Source organism: Clostridium chromiireducens, from assembly GCF_002029255.1.
Taxonomy (GTDB): domain Bacteria; phylum Bacillota; class Clostridia; order Clostridiales; family Clostridiaceae; genus Clostridium; species Clostridium chromiireducens.
Genome location: NZ_MZGT01000039.1, coordinates 21,516 through 40,888, shown reverse-complemented (window position 1 = coordinate 40,888; position 19,373 = coordinate 21,516). Strand labels below are relative to the sequence as shown.

The following is a 19,373-nucleotide window of genomic DNA, read 5'->3' as shown; positions in this document are numbered from 1 at the left end:
TTTTTATTAATCTAAATCCGTCGCGAATTCCAAGAAAAGATTATCAATTAACTGGTCTCTTCCATCCTTATTTAAAGATGAGAAGAAATATAATTTATCTTCAGGATTTAACTTCAATGTTTCTTTTATTATCTTTTCGCTTTTTTTCAAATCATTTCTTGTAAGCTTATCACTTTTAGTAGCAACAACTCTAACGTCATATCCAAAGTGTTTACTCCATTCATACATCATTATATCATCACCTGTAGGCTTATGCCTTGAATCAACAAGCAGCACTACTCTCTTTAACTGTTCTCTATCAGTTAAATACATTTCAACAGTTTTTCCCCAGCTATCTTTTTCTGCTTTTGATACTTTAGCATATCCATACCCTGGTAAATCAACTAAATAGAAATCATCATTAATAAGAAAAAAGTTAACTAATCTTGTTTTTCCAGGGGTTTGACTTACTTTTGCCAGCTTCTTTCTGTTTGTTAAAGAGTTAATCAATGAACTCTTTCCAACATTAGACCTTCCAACAAAAGCAACTTCCACTCTATTATCAATTGGATATTGATCTCTTTTTACTGCCGATGTTATAAATTCAGATTTTTTAATTCTCATTAGTATCCTCTCCAATTAGCGCATTTTTCAATACCTCATTAACTTCCTTAGCAGAAATAATATTTAAACTATTTCTAATTGAATTTGGTATCTTATCTATATCTTTCTCATTTTCCTTAGGAATTATTATAGTATCCACTCCAGCTCTAAATGCTGCTAATGATTTTTCTTTTAAACCACCAATCGGAAGTACTCTGCCTGTTAATGTCACTTCTCCTGTCATTGCTACATTATGCTTAACCTTCTTACCTGATAATGCAGATACAAGTGCTGTTACCATTGTAACTCCTGCTGATGGGCCATCTTTAGGGACAGCTCCCTCTGGCGCATGAATATGAATATCTTTTTCCTTATAAAAGGCTTCATTAATTCCAAACTTAATTGCATTAGCTCTAACATAACTATATGCAGTTTTTGCTGATTCCCTCATGACATCTCCCAGTTTACCTGTAAGTTCAAGTTTTCCTGAACCTGTCATAACCATAGCCTCTATAGGAAGCGTATCTCCACCATAAGCTGTCCATGCCATTCCCGTTACTACTCCAATTTTGTCCACCTTGTCAATTTTATCAGAATCGAATGTTCTTTTTCCTAAAAGTTCTTGAACCACGTCATTTTCTATTATAAACTCATTCTCTTCTTTCTTTAACATTTCCGCTAATGCTTTTCTTATTAAGGAGCTTATCTTTCTCTCTAACCCACGCACTCCTGATTCTCTTGTATATCCCTCAATAACCATTCTAATAGACTCATCATCTATTTTAATCTTATCTTCAGGTATATCCAATTCTTTAAAAATCTTTGGAATCAAGTGATTCTTAGCTATATTGAATTTCTCTTCATAGGTATATCCTGATACTTCAATAACTTCCATTCTATCTAAAAGTGGTCTTGGAATTGTTTCTAAAGTATTAGCTGTTGCTATGAACATCACTTTTGATAAATCAATCGGTACTTCTAAATAGTTATCTCTAAAATCTTTATTTTGCTCACTATCTAATATTTCTAACAATGCATCTGATGGATCTCCTTTATAATTTGAACTTATTTTATCAATCTCATCAAATAACACAAGAGGATTCATTGATTTTGCCTCTTTCATTGCATAAACTATTCTACCTGGAATAGCTCCAATATAAGTTTTTCTATGACCTCTAATCTCAGCCTCATCCTTCATACCACCGAGAGAGATTCTAGTATACCTTCTATTAATAGCATGTGCTATAGATCTCGCGATAGATGTCTTTCCTACCCCTGGAGGTCCAACTAAACAAAGAATTGGGCCCTTTTGAGATTTACTAAATTGTCTTACTGCTAAATATTCAATTATTCTGTCTTTGACATCTTCCAATCCATAGTGTTCATTATCTAAAATTTCTCTAGCTTTAGTAACATTAATACTTTCCTTTGTATATTTACCCCATGAAATGTCCAGTATCCAATCTAAATATGCTTTAACAACATTCCCTTCAGATGAGGTAGCACTCATGCCTTTAAGTCTAGATAATTCATAATTAGCTTTATCTTTTACTTCTTTAGTTAATTTTGCCTTAGCTATTCTCTCCTCATATTTTGCTATCTCTTTTTTGTCTTCATCATCTTCGCCTAATTCTTCTTGAATAGCTCTTAGTTGTTCCCTTAGATAAAATTCCTTTTGTTCCTTTGCAACAGTATTCTTTACTTTGTTTGCTATTTTACGTTGAATTTTAGCTATAGAAATTTCTATCTTAACTCTTTCTAAGACTTTCTCTATTCTTTTCGTCAAATTTATAGTTTCTAATATATCTTGCTTTAACTTTTCGTCAGTTATAGCGTAGGAAGCCACCATATCAACAAACTGACTTGGCTTTTCTGATACATCAATTAGTTTTACTACATCTCCGTAATTATCCTCACTAAGTTTAAGTAATTTCAAAAATTCTTTATTTAAATATTTTATATAAGCATCTAATTCTTCATTTTTAACTACGTGATCGTCTAATTTCTCTGCTGAAACCTTTATATAATTTTCTTCTTCCTCTATATATTCAACTATTTTACCTCTTTCTTGTCCTTCCACAAGAACTCTAATAGTATTATCAGACATTTTTAGGATTTGTTTTATTTTGCATATAGTTCCAATTGAATAGATTTCATCCTGATTAGGCTCTTCTATTGCTGAATTTTTTTGACCTACAAGAAATATTTCTTGTTCATCTAGCATAGCTTGTTCGATAGCTGCAATAGATTTTTCTCTTCCCACATCAAAATGTACAACTACATTAGGAAAAACAGTCAATCCTCTTAAAGGAATTAGCGGAATCGTATATAACTTTTTCATAGTACTATTTCCCCCCATATCATAATCAAATTATTTATTTTGACTTATCTAGTATACACATAATAATTATTTTTTTCAATGATTCTTCATATAAAAACTTACTACTATCTTATGTTTTATACAGAATAAGTAAAACATAAAATAGTTTCATAGTTTCAAATAATTTATTCAACATAATTAGTTCGCATATTATTTAGTTATCTATTATAACATATATAGATTAATAAGCAATAGATGTGATCTAAAATAAAAAAGATTAATAAATAATATATAACATTTATTATAATATTATTTATTAATCTAAATTTTCTTCTAAATAAAATCTATAGAGCGCTATTCCCCTCAGCAGATAGTATTTCCCTATCTCCTTCACATATGACATCTTTATCCTCTATTGCAAATTTTATAACATCCTTGAAATTAGATACTGGAATTATATCTATTTCGCATATTTCATTTAATGAGTCATCATAGTTATCTTGTGGAATAATTACTTTTTGTGCTCCGCCCTTAAATGCTGCTGATATTTTTGCCTTTACACCTCCAATTGCTTTCACTGATCCCAATATACTTATTTCACCTGTCATTGCAACGAATCTATTCACTTCTTTCTTATTTATAGCACTATAAATTGCTGTTGCTATACTTATTCCTGCTGATGGCCCATCAACCGGCATACCCCCAGGTATATTTATGTGTATATCATATTTATCTGTGCATAGGTCAAACAAATTATCTAAAACTGTAAGTACATTTTGAATTGATGAATACGCTGTACTTTTCATTTTTATTTTTTTATTATTATTAGTTATCTCTTCCTCCTCAACTATACCTGATATTTTTAATTCTCCTCTTCTTCCATTTACCCTCTTGCAGCTAACTTCAAGAGGCATTAACATTCCTATATTAGCTCCATATACTGCTAATCCATTGACAACCCCGATTTTAGATTTAGTTGGAATTTTATTACTCACTATTTTATTATATTGGCCATTTTCTAATACCCATCTAATATCTTCTAATGTTATTTCTTTTCTATCCTCATTAATTGCAATTCCGGAAGCTAGTTGAATTAAATTTATTACCTCTCTTCCATTAGTGCAGTATTTACTTACTTCTTCAATGCCATCTTGCGTTATTTCTAATCCTACTTTATTAACACAATTAGCAGCTATTTTTTCTATTTCTTCTGGCAATAATGCTCTAAAAAATATTTCTACACATCTTGATCTTATGGCTGGTATTATTTCTTCTGGCGATCTTGTAGTTGCACCAATTAATCTGAAATCTGCTGGAAGTCCATTATCAAATACTTCCTTTATGTATTTGGGCATATTAGTATCTTCTGAACTATAATACGAGCTGTCTAAAAATACTTTTCTATCTTCTAAAACTTTCAAGAGTTTATTTAATTCAATCGGATGCAATTCTCCAATTTCATCTAAAAATAATACTCCCCCATGAGCTTTAGTAACTGCGCCAGCCTTAGGTTGTGGGATTCCTGCTACGCCCAATGCCCCTGCCCCTTGATATATTGGATCATGAACCGATCCAATAAGTGGATCTGCTATTCCTCTTTCATCGAATCTCAATGTTGTTGCATCTATTTCAACAAATTTTGATTTATCGGTAAAAGGTGATAAATTTGATTTTATAGCCTCCTCAAGTACTAATCTAGCTGCCGCGGTTTTTCCGACTCCAGGAGGCCCATATATAATAACGTGTTGTGGGTTAGGACCACATAATGCTGCCTTTAAAGCCTTTATGCCTTTCTCTTGGCCTATTATCTCATCAAAAGTTGAAGGTCTGCTCTTTTCTGTTAGAGGTTTCGATAAACTTATTTGCCTAAGCTTATTTAACTTATTCAACTCCTTAGTATTTTCTCTATCAATTACAATCTCTCTATTTTTTTGCGGTTTATTTATTGAATTGCATAATACATAAACCATAAGCACTAAAACTATTATTTGTAAAATCATTAATATATTTGCCATATCCTATTTATATATTTACAATCAATAATACAAAAACTATAACATCTAGTAATTAATACTATCTTAGTAAATATATTTCCTCCTTCTATTTTTATTAATAGTATTATTTGCTTAATATTACAAATATATTCTTATTTTATAAATATAATTAAAAATAACTTTTTTATTATATTTAAAAATAATATCGCAATTATATATTATCCTCAACTCTAAACCTTCTATACCTCTATAAAGAGTTTATAATTTTCGCTCGTCTATAAATACTCATGAATTTGTTCCTTATTTATCAATTCTTATACCTAGCTATATTTTCAAACTAATCACGACAATCAAAAAAACAAGTTGGTACACACTAAATATTGCATACCAACTTGTTTTTTAATATTATTTTCTAAGCAGATTCGATGTCTTTTTTAGCCCTAGCTTTTACTAACGTAGGTCTAATTTTTCCCTCTTCTACTCTTTCAATCTTAGGTTCTTTCTTATCTTTAATCGCATCTTCAGTTATTGTTACCTTTGTAATTCTATTATCCGAAGGTATTTCATACATAACTTCATTCATTATATCTTCAATTATAGCTCTTAATCCTCTTGCACCTGTTTGCCTACTTATAGCTTCATCTGCAATAGCATTTAAAGATTTTTCATCGAAGTCTAATTTAACATCATCTAATTCAAATAGCTTCTTATATTGTTTTACAAGAGCATTTTTAGGTTTAGTTAAAATTTGAATTAATGCATCTCTATCTAAAGACTCTAATGTAACAAGTATTGGAAGTCTTCCAACAAACTCAGGAATTAAACCAAACTTTAATAAGTCGGCAGGCATAATTTCCTTAAGTAAGCTTCCAACATCTTTTTCATTCTTAGCTTGAATTTCTGCGCCAAATCCCATTGAGCTTTTTCTTGTTCTATTTTCTATTATCTTATCAACACCATCAAAAGCTCCACCACAAATAAATAATATATTTGAAGTATTTATTTGTATGAATTCTTGATGTGGATGTTTTCTACCACCTTGAGGTGGAACTGATGCAACAGTTCCTTCTAATATTTTTAGAAGTGCTTGCTGAACACCTTCTCCAGACACATCACGAGTAATAGATGGATTTTCAGATTTTCTTGCAATCTTATCTATTTCATCAATATATATTATTCCTCTTTCAGCCTTCTCAACATCATAATCTGCATTTTGTATTAGCTTTAGAAGAATATTTTCAACGTCTTCTCCAACATACCCTGCTTCAGTCAATGTTGTTGCATCAGCTATTGCAAAAGGTACATTTAGAAATCTTGCTAAAGTTTGAGCAAGTAATGTTTTACCTGAACCTGTTGGTCCTAATAATAATATATTACTCTTTGATAATTCAACATCTATATCTTCTTTATTAGTATTTATTCTTTTATAATGATTATAAACTGCTACTGCTAAAGATTTTTTTGCTCTTTCTTGCCCAATAACATAAGAATCTAAATACTCTTTAATCTCATTTGGTTTTGGGACACTCTTAGGATCAAAGTCAACAGTTTCTTGAAATTCATCTGCAATAATTTCAGAACATAAGTCAATACATTCATCACAGATATATACTCCTGGACCAGCAATTAATCTTTTTACTTGTTCTTGAGTTTTACCACAGAAAGAACACTTTAACTGTTTCTTTTCATCGTATTTAGCCATATACTCACCTCACTTAAACGTATAAATAAAACTATTTTCTTATTTATCTTTTCCTATTTTATGTGTAGTTATTACGTCATCTATTAATCCATAAGCTTTAGCTTCTTCTGCAGTCATGAAATTATCTCTTTCAACATCTGCCTTAATAGTTTCTAAAGGCTTACCTGTATTCTCACTCAAAATTTTATTTAAAGATTCTTTCATCTTTAATATTCTCTTTGCGTGTATTTCAAAATCTGTTGCTTGACCTTGGAATCCACCTAATGGTTGATGTATCATAACTTCAGCATTTGGAAGTGCAAATCTTTTTCCTTTAGCTCCAGATGAAAGTAAAAATGCTCCCATAGAAGCAGCCATTCCTATGCATATTGTTGACACATCACACTTTATATACTGCATAGTATCATAAATTGCATTTCCTGCTGTTATTGATCCTCCTGGACTATTTATATATAAATAAATATCTTTATCTGGATCTTCACTTTCTAAGAATATTAATTGTGCTACTATTAAATTAGCGCTATCATCATTAACTTCACCACTTAACATGATTATTCTTTCTTTTAATAATCTAGAAAATATATCATAGGAGCGTTCTCCTCTACTTGTTTGTTCTACGACCATTGGTATTAGTGCCATGTAAATCCTCCTTCTACTCTTTATACTTTTCCCTAATTTTAATTATATATATTTTTTATTAGTTTGTTAATTATTATTTGAATAAATTGCCAGAAAATTTTATTTCTGGCAATTATAATTCATATACTTATTTTATATTATATCTCAAAAAAAATTATTTGCAATTTTCTTTTATAAATTTAAGAGTATTTTCTAATACTATATCTTTTTCAATCATATTCTTTTGAGACTTAACTAATATTTTAGCCATTTTTTCTGGGTCCTTAGGTCCATATATTTTTCCTAATTCAAGAGCTCTTGCATTTAATTCTTCTTCAGTAGCTTTAACATCTTCTGCCTTAGCAATTGCTTCAAGAACTAGATCAGCTTTAACTTTTCTTTCTGCATTTTCTTTCATGAACTCTCTCATTTTTTCAGTTGTATTTCCTGTGAATTCCATGTATTGATCTAGGCTTAAACCTTGATATTTTAATCTTTGTTCAAGATCTTGCATCATAGAATCAATTTCTTTATCTACCATTACTTCAGGAATATCCATTTTTGAAGTTTCGATTACTGATGTAATAACAGCTTCTTCAAATTCTCTTTCAGCCTTTTCATCGTTGTTCTTTTCTAATGTGTTTTTAAGATTTTCTTTTAATTCTGCAAATGTATCAACTGCAGCTACATCTTTAGCGAATTCATCATCTAATTCTGGTAATTCTTTAACTTTAATTGATTTAATTTCAACTTCAAACATTGCAGGTTTTCCATTTAATTCTTCTTTACCATAGCTTTCAGGGAAAGCAACGTTAACTTCTTTTTTATCTCCTATAGCTAATCCGATTAATTGCTCTTCGAAGTTATCTATAAAAGTACCTGAACCTATTTCTAAAGAATAATCAGTTCCTTCTCCACCTTCAAAAGCAACACCATCTATGTATCCTTTAAAATCTATAACAGCTATATCGCCTTTTTCAACGTTTCCTTCTTTTTTAACTTCTACTCTAGCATTCTTTTCTTGCATTTCTTTGATTTGCTTATCTATTTCACTATCTTCTACTTCGTATTTAGGTTTCTTTATATCTAAACCTTTATATTCTCCTAATTCCACTTCTGGATAAGTACTAACTGTTGCAGTATAAACTAGTTCTTTACCTTCTCCTAATTCAACAACATCAATTTGTGGATAATCTACTGGTCTAATATTTTCATCATTTAATGCTGCAGAATATGATTCTTCAATTGCAAAGTTAACAGCATCATCATAAAAAACTTCTACTCCGTAGAATTTCTTAACCATTGCCATTGGAACTTTTCCTTTTCTAAATCCTGGTATGTTATATTTGCTCTTATTCTTATTATAAGCTTTAGTTAATGCCGCATCAAATTTTTCAGCTTCAACCCTTATTTCTAATTTAATCACATTTGTTTCTATCTTTTCCACTTTAGCTTTCATTTTATTCTTTCCTCCTAAATAGTGTGCATCTAATTTAACTAAGTCATTATACCATAAACCCTTAAATCTTATCAAATAATTTATTAATATTATCTTTATTGAATATAATTTCCATTTACATCTATATAATATATCTTGCCATCAACTGTAACTTTTATTCCTTTTTCTTCTTTTTCTCCAATTTGTATGCTTACTCCAGCTAATTCCCATAGTATTTTATCTTCATTTGTTTTCACATCTGTTATCCATAGATATTGCTTCGTTGCTGATTTCCCAAAATAAGGTCTATTGGTCACAAATATTATCTTATCTTCATTAACAAATTTAGGGCTAAAATTCCATAAATATTCTGGTTGCGCTTTCAATGTTGCTTCTTTTGTAAAAACACTACCACTAGTAGAAATATATTGATCTTTAGATACTACTCTACTAGTACCGTCATCTACATTATATAAGGTAATTATTGAATTAGTATCTGTTACAATCATTTGCTTCCCAGATTGACTAATATCAAAGCTTACCCCGCTATCAGTTGTATCTAAAGTTTTAAATGCCTTTCCAATTTTACTATCATTTATATAAATAGCTTTTGCAGCATTTCCACTAATTAGAGTAACATTTATATATTCTTCTACAGGCTTTTGCGGCTCTTCTTTTATTGGTTCCTTATTTATAGTATCATCATTAGTTATTTCCTTTTTTTCCGCTTCAGTCTTTTCTGAAGTATTAGTAGTATCACTATCAATCCATGCTTGTATATTCTTTTTTATGTTTGTATAATCTATAGGATTATATGCAAATTTAATCGCTATTCCAGACATAGCTAATACTACAACCAAAAAAAATATAATAATATTTCTTCTTCTTCTCTTCATTCTTTTTTCATATTCTCTACTAAAAATACTTGGTCTTCCCAAAAATGGCCCCTCCAACTCTTTTTAATTTACTGCAAAATAATAAACATATTTATTATATATTATTCCTTCCCTTAAATCTACAATATATTTAAGATTTTAATATTAAATTTATTATCTAAGTTTAAGAAGATTATTTTTTACAGCTATTCTTGCTTTTGCAATTAGTGCATTTATCCTTTTTCTTATCTCCTTTTAAACAACATCCACCGCACTGCAGTAATCCCTCTTCTTTTAATTCTTCCAATGTAAGTTTACAAACATTTTCTGAGTATTCTTCATAATCTATTGTATTTTTTAGTAATTCTTCTTTATAAATTTTAATCATAATTTTTCTCCTATACTCGATATTTTATTCTTATGTTTATTATAGTATACACTACTTTTTGTTCATAAAAACGCCTCAAATATTTTTTTGCTCAATATCTAATTCTATTATTTAAATAATTCGCTTAAATATATATGTATCTTTATAAAGATTTTTTACATTAACTTTTTAAATTTTGCATAATTATTTTATAAAATCAAATTTTTCTCTTGATTTCACCAAAAAATACATACTTTTCTTACTATAATGCTTGTCGTATTATAAAAAATTATTGTTTTTTTATCTGTTTATTGTATAATAAAATTAGTAGGTATTAATTACGCCCATACACTTTTCAGCATACCGCTGTAAAGTTTATAAACCCATATAACATGTTCGTTTTCCCTTTCTCAAATGAACATGCGAAAACCTGTATTATGAAAATACAGGTTTTCTTTTTTGCACAATGTTGCGAAATAATTTCTTCACCACTATATTATATACTTAAACTTATTATACTTCTGTTATAGGTTTTCTTTCACCTTTAAAATTATTTATTTTATTTCTTCTCTTTTCTAGCTCTGATGATACTTCCTCTACTGATATATTCATTTGGGCCATTAATACTAACAAATGATAAGTAAGATCACAAATCTCGTTTATTTGTTCTTCTTTATTATCTTCTTTACAGCTTATTATAACTTCCGTACATTCCTCTCCAACTTTTTTTAATATCTTATTAGTACCTTTTTCAAAAAGATAATTTGTATAAGAACCTTCCCCACCTTCAATTTTTCTCTTTAGTATTGTATTATACAAAGCACTTATATTTTCATTCATATTCAATCCTCCAAGCTCCTCAGCTGATATATTATAAATCTCTGTAGAAACAGCTCATATTTCCTGTATGACATGCTGCACCTATCTGTTCAACCAAAATTAAAATAGTATCATTATCACAATCTACTTTTATTTCCTTAACATACTGAAAGTGTCCAGAAGTTGCCCCCTTATTCCAAAGTTGATCTCTGCTTCTGCTGTAAAACCAAGTAGTGTTTTTTTCTAATGTTTTACTCAAACTTTCTTTTGACATATAAGCAAGCATTAAAACCTCTTTAGTTTTGTAATCTTGAACTATAGCTGGAACTAGTCCATTACCTTTTTCAAAATCAACTTGCTCTACTCTTTTGCAAATTTCCATATAAAGTTCTCCTTCCAAGACTCTAGCAATATAAGATGTATTATAACTTAAATTAACATATCATTTTTCTATTTAAATACGAACTGGAATATTCCTATCATTTAAGTATTTTTTCACTTCATCAACAGTTAGCTCTCCATAGTGAAAAAGTGAAGCTGCAAGAGCTGCATCTGCTACATTGTTCTTAAATACATCATAAAAATCTTCTAGACATCCACATCCACCAGATGCAATTACTGGAACATTAGTTATATCACTTACTGCTTTTGTTAATTCTAAATCAAATCCTTTTTTAGTCCCATCTGCATCCATAGAAGTTAAAAGTATTTCTCCAGCACCAAGCTGCGTTGCTTCTTCAATCCATTTTAACAAATCAATTCCTGTATCTATTCGTCCTCCATTTATAACAACATTCCATCCTGTATTATCTGCTCTCTTCTTTGCGTCAGCAGCTAGCACTATACATTGACTGCCAAAATAAAACGCACCTTCTTTTATAAGGTTTTTATTTCTAACGGCTGCTGAATTTAAACTTATCTTATCTGCACCTGCTCTAAGTATTGATTTTATATCATCTACAGTTTGAAGTCCTCCACCTACTGTAAAAGGAATAAAGATCTTCTCAGCTACACTTTGTACAACCTTTTCCATTATCCCCCGCTTTTCATGGGTTGCAGTTATATCCAAAAAAACAAGTTCATCTGCTCCCTGCTTATTATAATGTTCCGCAAGTGCAACCGGATCACCCACATCTACTAAACCTTCAAAGTTAATTCCTTTAACAACTCTTCCTTCTTTTACGTCAAGACACGGAATAATTCTTTTTGTATGCATGATCCTATCTCCCTTCTTTAGAAATTTCTATTGCTTCTTCTAAAGATAATGTTTTAGCATATATTGCTTTACCAGTTATTGCCCCATACAAATCTATATCAATTAATTCCTTAATATTTTCAATATCTTTAATTCCACCTGAAGCTGTGATATCTATGCTTACTGTCTCTTTTAATTTTCTAAGCATTTCAACATTAGGTCCCTCTAAAGTTCCATCTTTACTTATATCTGTCACAATAATATTCTTAACACCAAGACTCTCCATTTTTTGTGCAAAATCTATGTAGTCTAAATCACTGCCAGCTAGCCAGCCTCTTCCATATACTTTACCATCTTTACAATCTATTCCAACAGCAATTTTATCACCGTATGTTTCTATTGCTTTTTTTAATAGCTCCTCATCTTCCATCGCAATTGTTCCAAGGATTACTCTTGATACTCCATTATCCAATAAATATTTAATAGTTTCAAAAGATCTTATTCCTCCACCTAATTCCACAGGAATTTTAAGTTCTTTAGCAATTTTTATTACCAATTCATGATTTTCGTTACTGCCACTTTTTGCACCATCTAAATCAACTAAGTGCACATATTCCGCACCCATATCTTCAAATGATTTTGCTGTTTGAAATACATCCTCGGCAACTATCTCTTTCTTATTATAATCTCCTTGATACAATCTCACTGGCTTGCCATCAATTATATCAATCGCTGGTAAAATTATCATTTAATCAACTCCCCAAAATTTTTTAAAATGGCTAACCCTACAGTACCACTTTTCTCTGGGTGAAATTGAGCCCCCATAATATTATTACACCTAACCACACCCGGAATTTTATTTTCTCCATACTCACTATAAGCCACTAAATCTTCATTATTATAGTTTTGTGCAAAATAAGAATGTACATAATAAACAAACTTGCCCTCTTCTATATTATTAAACAGTTCATCTTTTCTATTATATATCAAATCATTCCACCCAATATGAGGAATTTTAATGTTATTTTCCTTATCATCTTTCATTTTAACTATATTGCCTTTTAATAATCCAAGGCCATTTCTCTCGATACCTTCAAAACCACTTTCAAATAACAGCTGCATACCAAGACATATTCCAAGAAGAGGCTTATTCTTATTAACTTCTTCCTTTATTACTTTATCTAAAGACAATTTTTCAATAGTATCCATAGCATCAGGAAAAGCACCAACTCCTGGTAATATTAATGCCTTTGAGCTTTTTATATCTTCTAATTCAGATGATATTTTGCTTTCAAGTCCAAGAAAATCTAGTGCATTCTTTACACTTTTTAAATTACCCATACCATAATCTATTATAACTATCATTAGAGCACCCCTTTCATAAGTTATTTTCTATAAGCTGCCTTTTGTGGATGGAACTCCATTTTCAGCGCTTCTAAATTTAGCTTCTTTAATAGCTCTTCCAAAAGCTTTAAATAGAGCTTCTATTTTATGATGATCATTTTCTCCATACAATATCTTTAAATGAAGTGTTATACCAGCATTAAAAGCAAATGCTCTAAAAAATTCAATTACCATTTCAGTAGACATTTCCCCTACTTTTTCTCTCTTGAATTCACAATCAAAAACCACGAAAGGCCTGTTACTTATATCCAGAGATACTAATGCTAAAGTTTCATCCATAGGCACATAAAATGTTCCATATCTATTTATTCCTGACTTATCCCCAATAGCTTCTTTGAATGCCTCACCAAGAGTTATTCCAATATCCTCAATTGTGTGGTGATCACAAACCTCTATGTCTCCTTTAGCAATTACATTTAAATCTACTTTACCGTTAAAGGCAAACAAGTTTAACATATGATCAAAAAAACCAATCCCTGTACTTATTTCGCTCTTTCCAGTTCCATCTAAGTTAAGTTCTAAATTTATACTAGTTTCTTTAGTTATTCTCTCTCTTTTTGAGCATCTATCTAACATATTAGCCCCCTCTTATAACTGCTGTGCAGCTTAATAATAATTTAATAATATAATAAACTTCTTCTATTAGTTGGCAATGCTTTGTTGATATATAAATATCTTCTTTATTCCATCTACCACTTTTCTATTCTGCATAGGAGATCCAACTGTAATTCTAAAGGTATCATCATTAAAATTTCTAATCACAATACCGTTATTTTCAAGCCCCTTTATTAAAGCTTCCTTATGTGGTGTTCTTCCATATATAAAATTACCTTTGGATGGATAAAATTCTATTTTCATCGCGGCATTTTTTTCAATCTCTTTAAGGCTTTTATACAACTCTTCTCTTTGCTCTATTACCTGTTTTGCATTATTCACAACATTTTCTGGATATCTCAAAGCAATAGAAGCCAAATTTTGTGAGAAAGAGCTTATTGAATATGGCACCTTATAGTTTAATAATTCAGGTATATTATCTTCATGAGTTATTAAAAAACCAACTCTTAGTGAGGCAAGCCCCCATGCCTTTGAAAGGGTTCTTGTTACAATCAAATTCTTGTATTTGCTTATGTAAGGAATCATTGATTTTCCATAAAACTCATAGTAAGCTTCATCAACAACAACTTTTATATCTTGAAACGCTTCTAATATAGCGATAATATCTTCTACATCAATAGCAATTCCAGTAGGATTATTGGGATTCGAAAAAACAATTAAATCTACACATTCCTTTTTCCCAAGTTCAATAAATTCTTGTACTTTAAAGCTCATTGATTTATCTATATCGTAAGTTTTAAGTTCACCACCAGATCTAGAAACAAAAAAATTATACATTACAAAGTCAGGTCCCAAACTCAATGCCTTCTTGCCATGTCTAATCTCTTTACTAATGACAAGTTCTAGCACTTCGTCTGATCCATTTCCTACAATAATATTTTTACCTTCTGTGTTCGCATATTTTGCATATAGCTCTTTTATTATCTTAAGTTCATTAGTGGGATATTTATGAAGTTCTATGTTTGTTAAGCATGACTTCATTTTCATAAGAATATTTTTATCCATTTCTAAATAGATCTCGTTGCTATCTAGCGTTATTATATATTCATCATAAGCATTTATATATTCATTATAAACTCCCATTGTTTAACCTCACTTTTACTGAATTAGCATGAGCTGTCAAACCTTCCTTATTAGCTAATGTTATAATTTTTTCTCCATTCTCTATAATTGCTTCTTGTGAATAATAAATAAATGATGATTTTTTTATAAAACTATCAACTGATAACGCCGAGAAAAATCTTGCTGTACCACTTGTAGGTAATACGTGGTTTGTTCCACCAAAATAATCGCCTATCGGTTCTGGGCAATATCTTCCTAAAAATACTGAACCTGCATTTTTAACCATACCTAAATATTTCATCGGATCATCTACCATAATTTCTAAATGCTCAGGTGCAATTGCGTTAGAAACATCAATACACTCTTCAATAGATTTGCAAATTATTGCACTTCCGAAATCTTTAAGAGAAGCCCTTATTATTTCTTCCCTTTCAAGAGTTTTGACTTGTCTCTCTAATTCAATCTCAACTTTCTCATATAATTCTTTAGATGTAGTAATTAATATGGATGATGCCAATTTATCATGTTCTGCTTGTGACATTAAGTCTGCTGCCACAAAACTCGGGTCAGATTTTTCATCTGCTATAACCAAAATCTCACTAGGACCGGCTATCATGTCTATATCAACTTCTCCAAATACAAGTTTCTTTGCAGTTGCAACAAAAATATTTCCTGGTCCTACTATTTTGTCAACTTTTTTAATACTTTCTGTACCATAAGCTAAAGCCCCAACCGCTTGTGCTCCACCAACTTTGTATATCTTGTCTATTCCTGAAATTCTTGCTGCTACCCCTATATATGGATTGATTCCCCCATTTTTATCTGGTGGTGTTACCATTATAATTTCATCAACGCCAGCAACCTTAGCAGGAATTACATTCATAAGCACAGATGATGGATAGGCTGCAGTGCCTCCCGGAACATATACCCCTACCCTTTCTAATGGAAGAACTCTTTGTCCTAAGAAAACACCTTTATCCTTAGTCATTAAGAAACCATTTGACTTTTGTTTATTATGATATTCTTCAATATTTACCTTGGCTTCTTCTAATGCCTTAATAAACTCTTCCTCAACTTCACTGAAACACTCATCAATCTCTTTGCTTGAAACTTCTAGGTTTGTAAGTTCTACTCTATCAAATGATTTAGTAAATTCAAATAGAGCTTTATCTCCATCTTTTTTTACTTTTGATAGAATCTCATTTACACTTAAAAGTATTTCTTGTTCTGTTTCTGTAACTCTACTTTTAAGTTCATTAATTAATATTTTCTTATTGCTCTCCGTAATCTCCATCAAATTTAACATATAACAATGGCCCCCCTTTAATTTGATATCAAAACAATTTACTAAAAAATCTGTTTAATTTTCATAGCAATTTATTATCATTTGTTTAAAATATATTACTTATAATTATCAACATTTCACGAATAATGTCAATTATTAATCACTTTTTTAATTCTATCTATAAATTCCCAAATCTCAGCTTGCTTCATTTTAAAACTGGCCTTATTTACAATTAATCTTGCGCTAATTTCACAAATTCTATCCAAAACTACTAATCCATTTTCTTTTAATGTTGTTCCAGTTTCCATAATATCGACTATACCATCACATAACCCTAGTATTGGTGCTAGCTCTACTGATCCTTCTATCTTTATAACTTCAACATCCATTCCTTTATTCTTAAAATAATCTTTTGCTACTTTAGGATATTTACTTCCTATCTTTATATGGCCAACTTTTTTAAAAATATCATTTTCAGGTAATGAAGCTACTATGAAACCACACTTTCCAAATCCCAAGTCTAATACTTCATAACAATTATTATCACTTTCTAGAATCGTGTCCTTTCCTACAACCCCAAGATCGGCCACCCCATGTTCAACATAAGTTATAGAATCGGCTGCCTTTACTAAAAAATACTTTATATCTTGTGTTTTGTCTTCAAACACAAGTTTTCTTCCTTTATTTTTTAATTCTGAAGGATCAAAATTAGCTTTGTCTAAAATTTTAATTGTTTCTTGTTCCAATCTTCCTTTTGTTAATGCTATGCTTATGCTCATTATTAAAATCCCCCACCCTTAACAATTTTAATTTCTTCTATATCATCCTTTGTAAACAAATCAACTATATATCCTTGGTTTCTAAGTTCTTGACTTTTCTTAATAGCCTCTATTCTATCCTTTTGACTGTAGTATATCTTATATACCTCTTCACTCGAATTATTAAATTTAACATTTGGTATTACAGAATCAATATCTATTGAGAATCCTATTGCTGGAACAGAACTTTTTGAAAAATGAATTAAATTATCATATCTTCCTCCACGTAAAAGCGTATTACCTACACCTTCACCATATCCTCTAAATATGATCCCTGTATAATAATTAAGTCTTGGAATCATTCCTAAATCAAATGTTACATTTTCTCCGTAGCCTAATGCTTCCAATTCTATATATAACTTCTCTAAATATTCGAGAGTTTCTTTTATATCGTCATTAAATGCTAGCTTTTTTGCATCCTCTAAAACTTGTTTGCTTCCAAACAACCAAGGCAGCTTATTAAAAAATATTCTGTATTCTTCTTTAATATCTAAATTTGCCAAATAATCCTCTAAACTTTTTAAATTCTTATCTTCTATAAATTTAGCGATAATTTCTTTATACTCTTCATCAATTTCTAAATTTTTAAATGCTCCATTAAAGAAACCGATATTACCTATTTCAAGCTTAAAGTCATTTAACCCCAATTTTTTCAGTGCTTCCAATGCCAATACTAAAACTTCTAAATCTGACTTTTTATCCTCTAGGCCTATAAATTCAACTCCGCAGTCTGTATATTCATTTCTTTTACCTCCAAGACTTTCATGAACTCTAAATACATTAGACGTATATCTAAGTTTTATCGGTAATTCAACATCTTTTAATTTAGTCTCCACTACTCTAGCTATTGGAATAGTCATATCTGGTCTTAAAATCAATATACGTCCCCTATTATCGAAGAACTTGTACATATCTTCTTCTCTTAAAGTTTGAGAATTATGATTAAATGTTTCATAAAATTCTAAAGTTGGTGTTATAACTTCTTTGTATCCCCATTTTTCAAAAAGTTTATCTATATCTCTTTCTAAGGCCCTTTTCACAATACATTCGTCTAATACTAAATCTCTTGTTCCCTCTGGGAGTATATTTTTTTTGCTCATTGCCCATCCACCTATCTTTTATCGCTATGCTATTGCGTTGTTTTAACATTTTACCAATTTAGCACGCTAAATTATTGTTAAATTTATCATATATTATTTCTAACTCCATGTCAACAATTCAAATCTATTTTCCACTTCTGTTTATTATACAGAAAACTTATTCATTGGCTAATTCCTTATATATTATTAACATAAATAAAAAAATACATTACATATAATAAAATAAAAACCAACATAATCACTAATTCTCCTTAGTAATTGTATTGATTTTTATTTCTTAATTATTTATTATATAAAATAGTTAGTTAAGAATATTTAAACTTAAGTAATATTTAGTATAAACTTAATTATCCCATAATATTCTTAAGAAAATTATAGTGAAAGGAGATATTTTATATTGATTACAAAAGATATTAACAATAGTGCCCCCCAAAAAACTCAAATCTACACAAAAACTTCTGAATCAGTCCAACTTGGATTTCTTCTTGCAATAGTAGGCGGTTTTTTAGATGCATATACATTTATTTGTAGGGGGGAAGTCTTTGCTAATGCTCAGACCGGTAATATTGTTTTAGTTGGAATAGAACTTACTAAAGGTGATTTTGTACAAGCTCTTACGGCTTTTTTCCCTATTTTAGCTTTTATAGTTGGTGTGCTTGTCGCCGAGAGACTCAGGGATGTTAATTTCTCATCACCATCTTTTATTACAGGTGCAGAACGTATAATTTTGATTATAGAGATCATTGTACTTATTATTATAGGATTTATCCCAAATACAGTGCCACATATATTTACAACTGTTCCTATTTCCTTTGTCTCTTCAGTCCAAATATCTTGCTTTAGGAAATTGGTTGATTCTCCTTACTGTACGACTATGTGCACTGGAAATTTAAGGTCAGCCTGTCAATCAGCCTATATAGCTTTTACAAGAAAGGATAAAAAATCTATTACAACTACTATTCGTTATGGAATAATAATATTTTCGTTTTTAGCAGGTGCATGTATTGGAGGGATACTAACCTTACAAGTTGGTGTTAAATCTATATGGTTTGCTGCATTGATACTTATTTTTTCTTTATGCTTGTATATTATAGATGAGCGTAGATTTTCTAATAACACTTCAGTTAATTAATTTGGGAATAATACTCTCTTGGAGTGAAAATAACTTTATATCAATAA

Annotated in this window: 19 protein-coding genes; 1 reads left to right on the top strand and 18 read right to left on the bottom strand. The window is 30.1% G+C overall.

Annotated features, from left to right (window positions below; all coding sequences use genetic code 11):
* Window positions 1-6 precede the first annotated feature (6 nt).
* The 18 genes from yihA to hisZ form a co-directional block, all read right to left on the bottom strand.
* Window positions 7-603 carry a ribosome biogenesis GTP-binding protein YihA/YsxC gene (yihA, locus tag CLCHR_RS14585; protein WP_079440571.1) on the bottom strand — a complete coding sequence of 199 codons (597 nt, stop codon included), beginning with the start codon at window positions 601-603 and terminating at the stop codon, window positions 7-9.
* Window positions 593-2,923, bottom strand: coding sequence for an endopeptidase La (gene lon / locus CLCHR_RS14580; RefSeq protein WP_079440570.1), 2,331 nt, complete (start codon window positions 2,921-2,923; stop codon window positions 593-595). Before lon ends, yihA begins: the two co-directional genes overlap by 11 nt.
* A gap of 323 nt (window positions 2,924-3,246) precedes the next feature.
* A complete protein-coding gene (gene lonB / locus CLCHR_RS14575) occupies window positions 3,247-4,917 on the bottom strand; it encodes an ATP-dependent protease LonB (RefSeq protein WP_079440569.1) in 1,671 nt (556 codons plus the stop codon).
* Between the two features lie 391 nt (window positions 4,918-5,308).
* Window positions 5,309-6,598, bottom strand: a complete 1,290-nt coding sequence (gene clpX, locus CLCHR_RS14570) for an ATP-dependent Clp protease ATP-binding subunit ClpX (RefSeq protein ID WP_079440568.1) — start codon at window positions 6,596-6,598, stop codon at window positions 5,309-5,311.
* 39 nt (window positions 6,599-6,637) lie between these two features.
* Window positions 6,638-7,237, bottom strand: coding sequence for an ATP-dependent Clp endopeptidase proteolytic subunit ClpP (gene clpP / locus CLCHR_RS14565; protein ID WP_079440567.1), 600 nt, complete (start codon window positions 7,235-7,237; stop codon window positions 6,638-6,640).
* Between the two features lie 154 nt (window positions 7,238-7,391).
* On the bottom strand, window positions 7,392-8,675 hold the full coding sequence (gene tig / locus CLCHR_RS14560) for a trigger factor (RefSeq protein ID WP_079440566.1): 1,284 nt from the start codon (window positions 8,673-8,675) through the stop codon (window positions 7,392-7,394).
* A gap of 95 nt (window positions 8,676-8,770) precedes the next feature.
* The gene (locus CLCHR_RS14555) at window positions 8,771-9,592 is read right to left on the bottom strand and encodes a hypothetical protein (RefSeq protein WP_079440565.1); all 822 of its coding nucleotides are present in this window, start codon (window positions 9,590-9,592) and stop codon (window positions 8,771-8,773) included.
* A 130-nt stretch (window positions 9,593-9,722) separates the two neighbouring features.
* On the bottom strand, window positions 9,723-9,917 hold the full coding sequence (locus CLCHR_RS14550) for a hypothetical protein (protein WP_079440564.1): 195 nt from the start codon (window positions 9,915-9,917) through the stop codon (window positions 9,723-9,725).
* Window positions 9,918-10,409: 492 nt separating this feature from the next.
* Window positions 10,410-10,736 (bottom strand): phosphoribosyl-ATP diphosphatase, encoded by a 327-nt coding sequence (gene hisE, locus CLCHR_RS14545; protein ID WP_079440563.1) that lies wholly within the window; start codon window positions 10,734-10,736, stop codon window positions 10,410-10,412.
* 31 nt (window positions 10,737-10,767) lie between these two features.
* On the bottom strand, window positions 10,768-11,097 hold the full coding sequence (hisI, locus tag CLCHR_RS14540; protein ID WP_079440562.1) for a phosphoribosyl-AMP cyclohydrolase: 330 nt from the start codon (window positions 11,095-11,097) through the stop codon (window positions 10,768-10,770).
* A 72-nt stretch (window positions 11,098-11,169) separates the two neighbouring features.
* The gene (hisF, locus tag CLCHR_RS14535; protein ID WP_079440561.1) at window positions 11,170-11,931 is read right to left on the bottom strand and encodes an imidazole glycerol phosphate synthase subunit HisF; all 762 of its coding nucleotides are present in this window, start codon (window positions 11,929-11,931) and stop codon (window positions 11,170-11,172) included.
* Window positions 11,932-11,935: 4 nt separating this feature from the next.
* The gene (hisA, locus tag CLCHR_RS14530) at window positions 11,936-12,658 is read right to left on the bottom strand and encodes a 1-(5-phosphoribosyl)-5-[(5-phosphoribosylamino)methylideneamino]imidazole-4-carboxamide isomerase (RefSeq protein WP_079440560.1); all 723 of its coding nucleotides are present in this window, start codon (window positions 12,656-12,658) and stop codon (window positions 11,936-11,938) included.
* The gene (hisH, locus tag CLCHR_RS14525) at window positions 12,655-13,275 is read right to left on the bottom strand and encodes an imidazole glycerol phosphate synthase subunit HisH (protein ID WP_079440559.1); all 621 of its coding nucleotides are present in this window, start codon (window positions 13,273-13,275) and stop codon (window positions 12,655-12,657) included. The genes hisA and hisH overlap by 4 nt, the downstream gene beginning before the upstream one ends.
* Before the next feature lie 27 nt (window positions 13,276-13,302).
* Window positions 13,303-13,890 (bottom strand): imidazoleglycerol-phosphate dehydratase HisB, encoded by a 588-nt coding sequence (gene hisB, locus CLCHR_RS14520; RefSeq protein WP_079440558.1) that lies wholly within the window; start codon window positions 13,888-13,890, stop codon window positions 13,303-13,305.
* Between the two features lie 66 nt (window positions 13,891-13,956).
* Window positions 13,957-15,012, bottom strand: coding sequence for a pyridoxal phosphate-dependent aminotransferase (locus CLCHR_RS14515; protein WP_079440557.1), 1,056 nt, complete (start codon window positions 15,010-15,012; stop codon window positions 13,957-13,959).
* On the bottom strand, window positions 14,999-16,297 hold the full coding sequence (hisD, locus tag CLCHR_RS14510) for a histidinol dehydrogenase (protein WP_079440556.1): 1,299 nt from the start codon (window positions 16,295-16,297) through the stop codon (window positions 14,999-15,001). The genes CLCHR_RS14515 and hisD overlap by 14 nt, the downstream gene beginning before the upstream one ends.
* Before the next feature lie 128 nt (window positions 16,298-16,425).
* Window positions 16,426-17,055, bottom strand: a complete 630-nt coding sequence (hisG, locus tag CLCHR_RS14505) for an ATP phosphoribosyltransferase (protein ID WP_079440555.1) — start codon at window positions 17,053-17,055, stop codon at window positions 16,426-16,428.
* A 2-nt stretch (window positions 17,056-17,057) separates the two neighbouring features.
* Window positions 17,058-18,194, bottom strand: a complete 1,137-nt coding sequence (gene hisZ, locus CLCHR_RS14500; protein WP_079440554.1) for an ATP phosphoribosyltransferase regulatory subunit — start codon at window positions 18,192-18,194, stop codon at window positions 17,058-17,060.
* A gap of 397 nt (window positions 18,195-18,591) precedes the next feature.
* On the opposite strand from hisZ, the gene CLCHR_RS14495 reads away from it, so the two are divergent.
* The gene (locus CLCHR_RS14495; protein ID WP_079440553.1) at window positions 18,592-19,326 is read left to right on the top strand and encodes a YoaK family protein; all 735 of its coding nucleotides are present in this window, start codon (window positions 18,592-18,594) and stop codon (window positions 19,324-19,326) included.
* The last annotated feature ends 47 nt before the right edge of the window (window positions 19,327-19,373 follow it).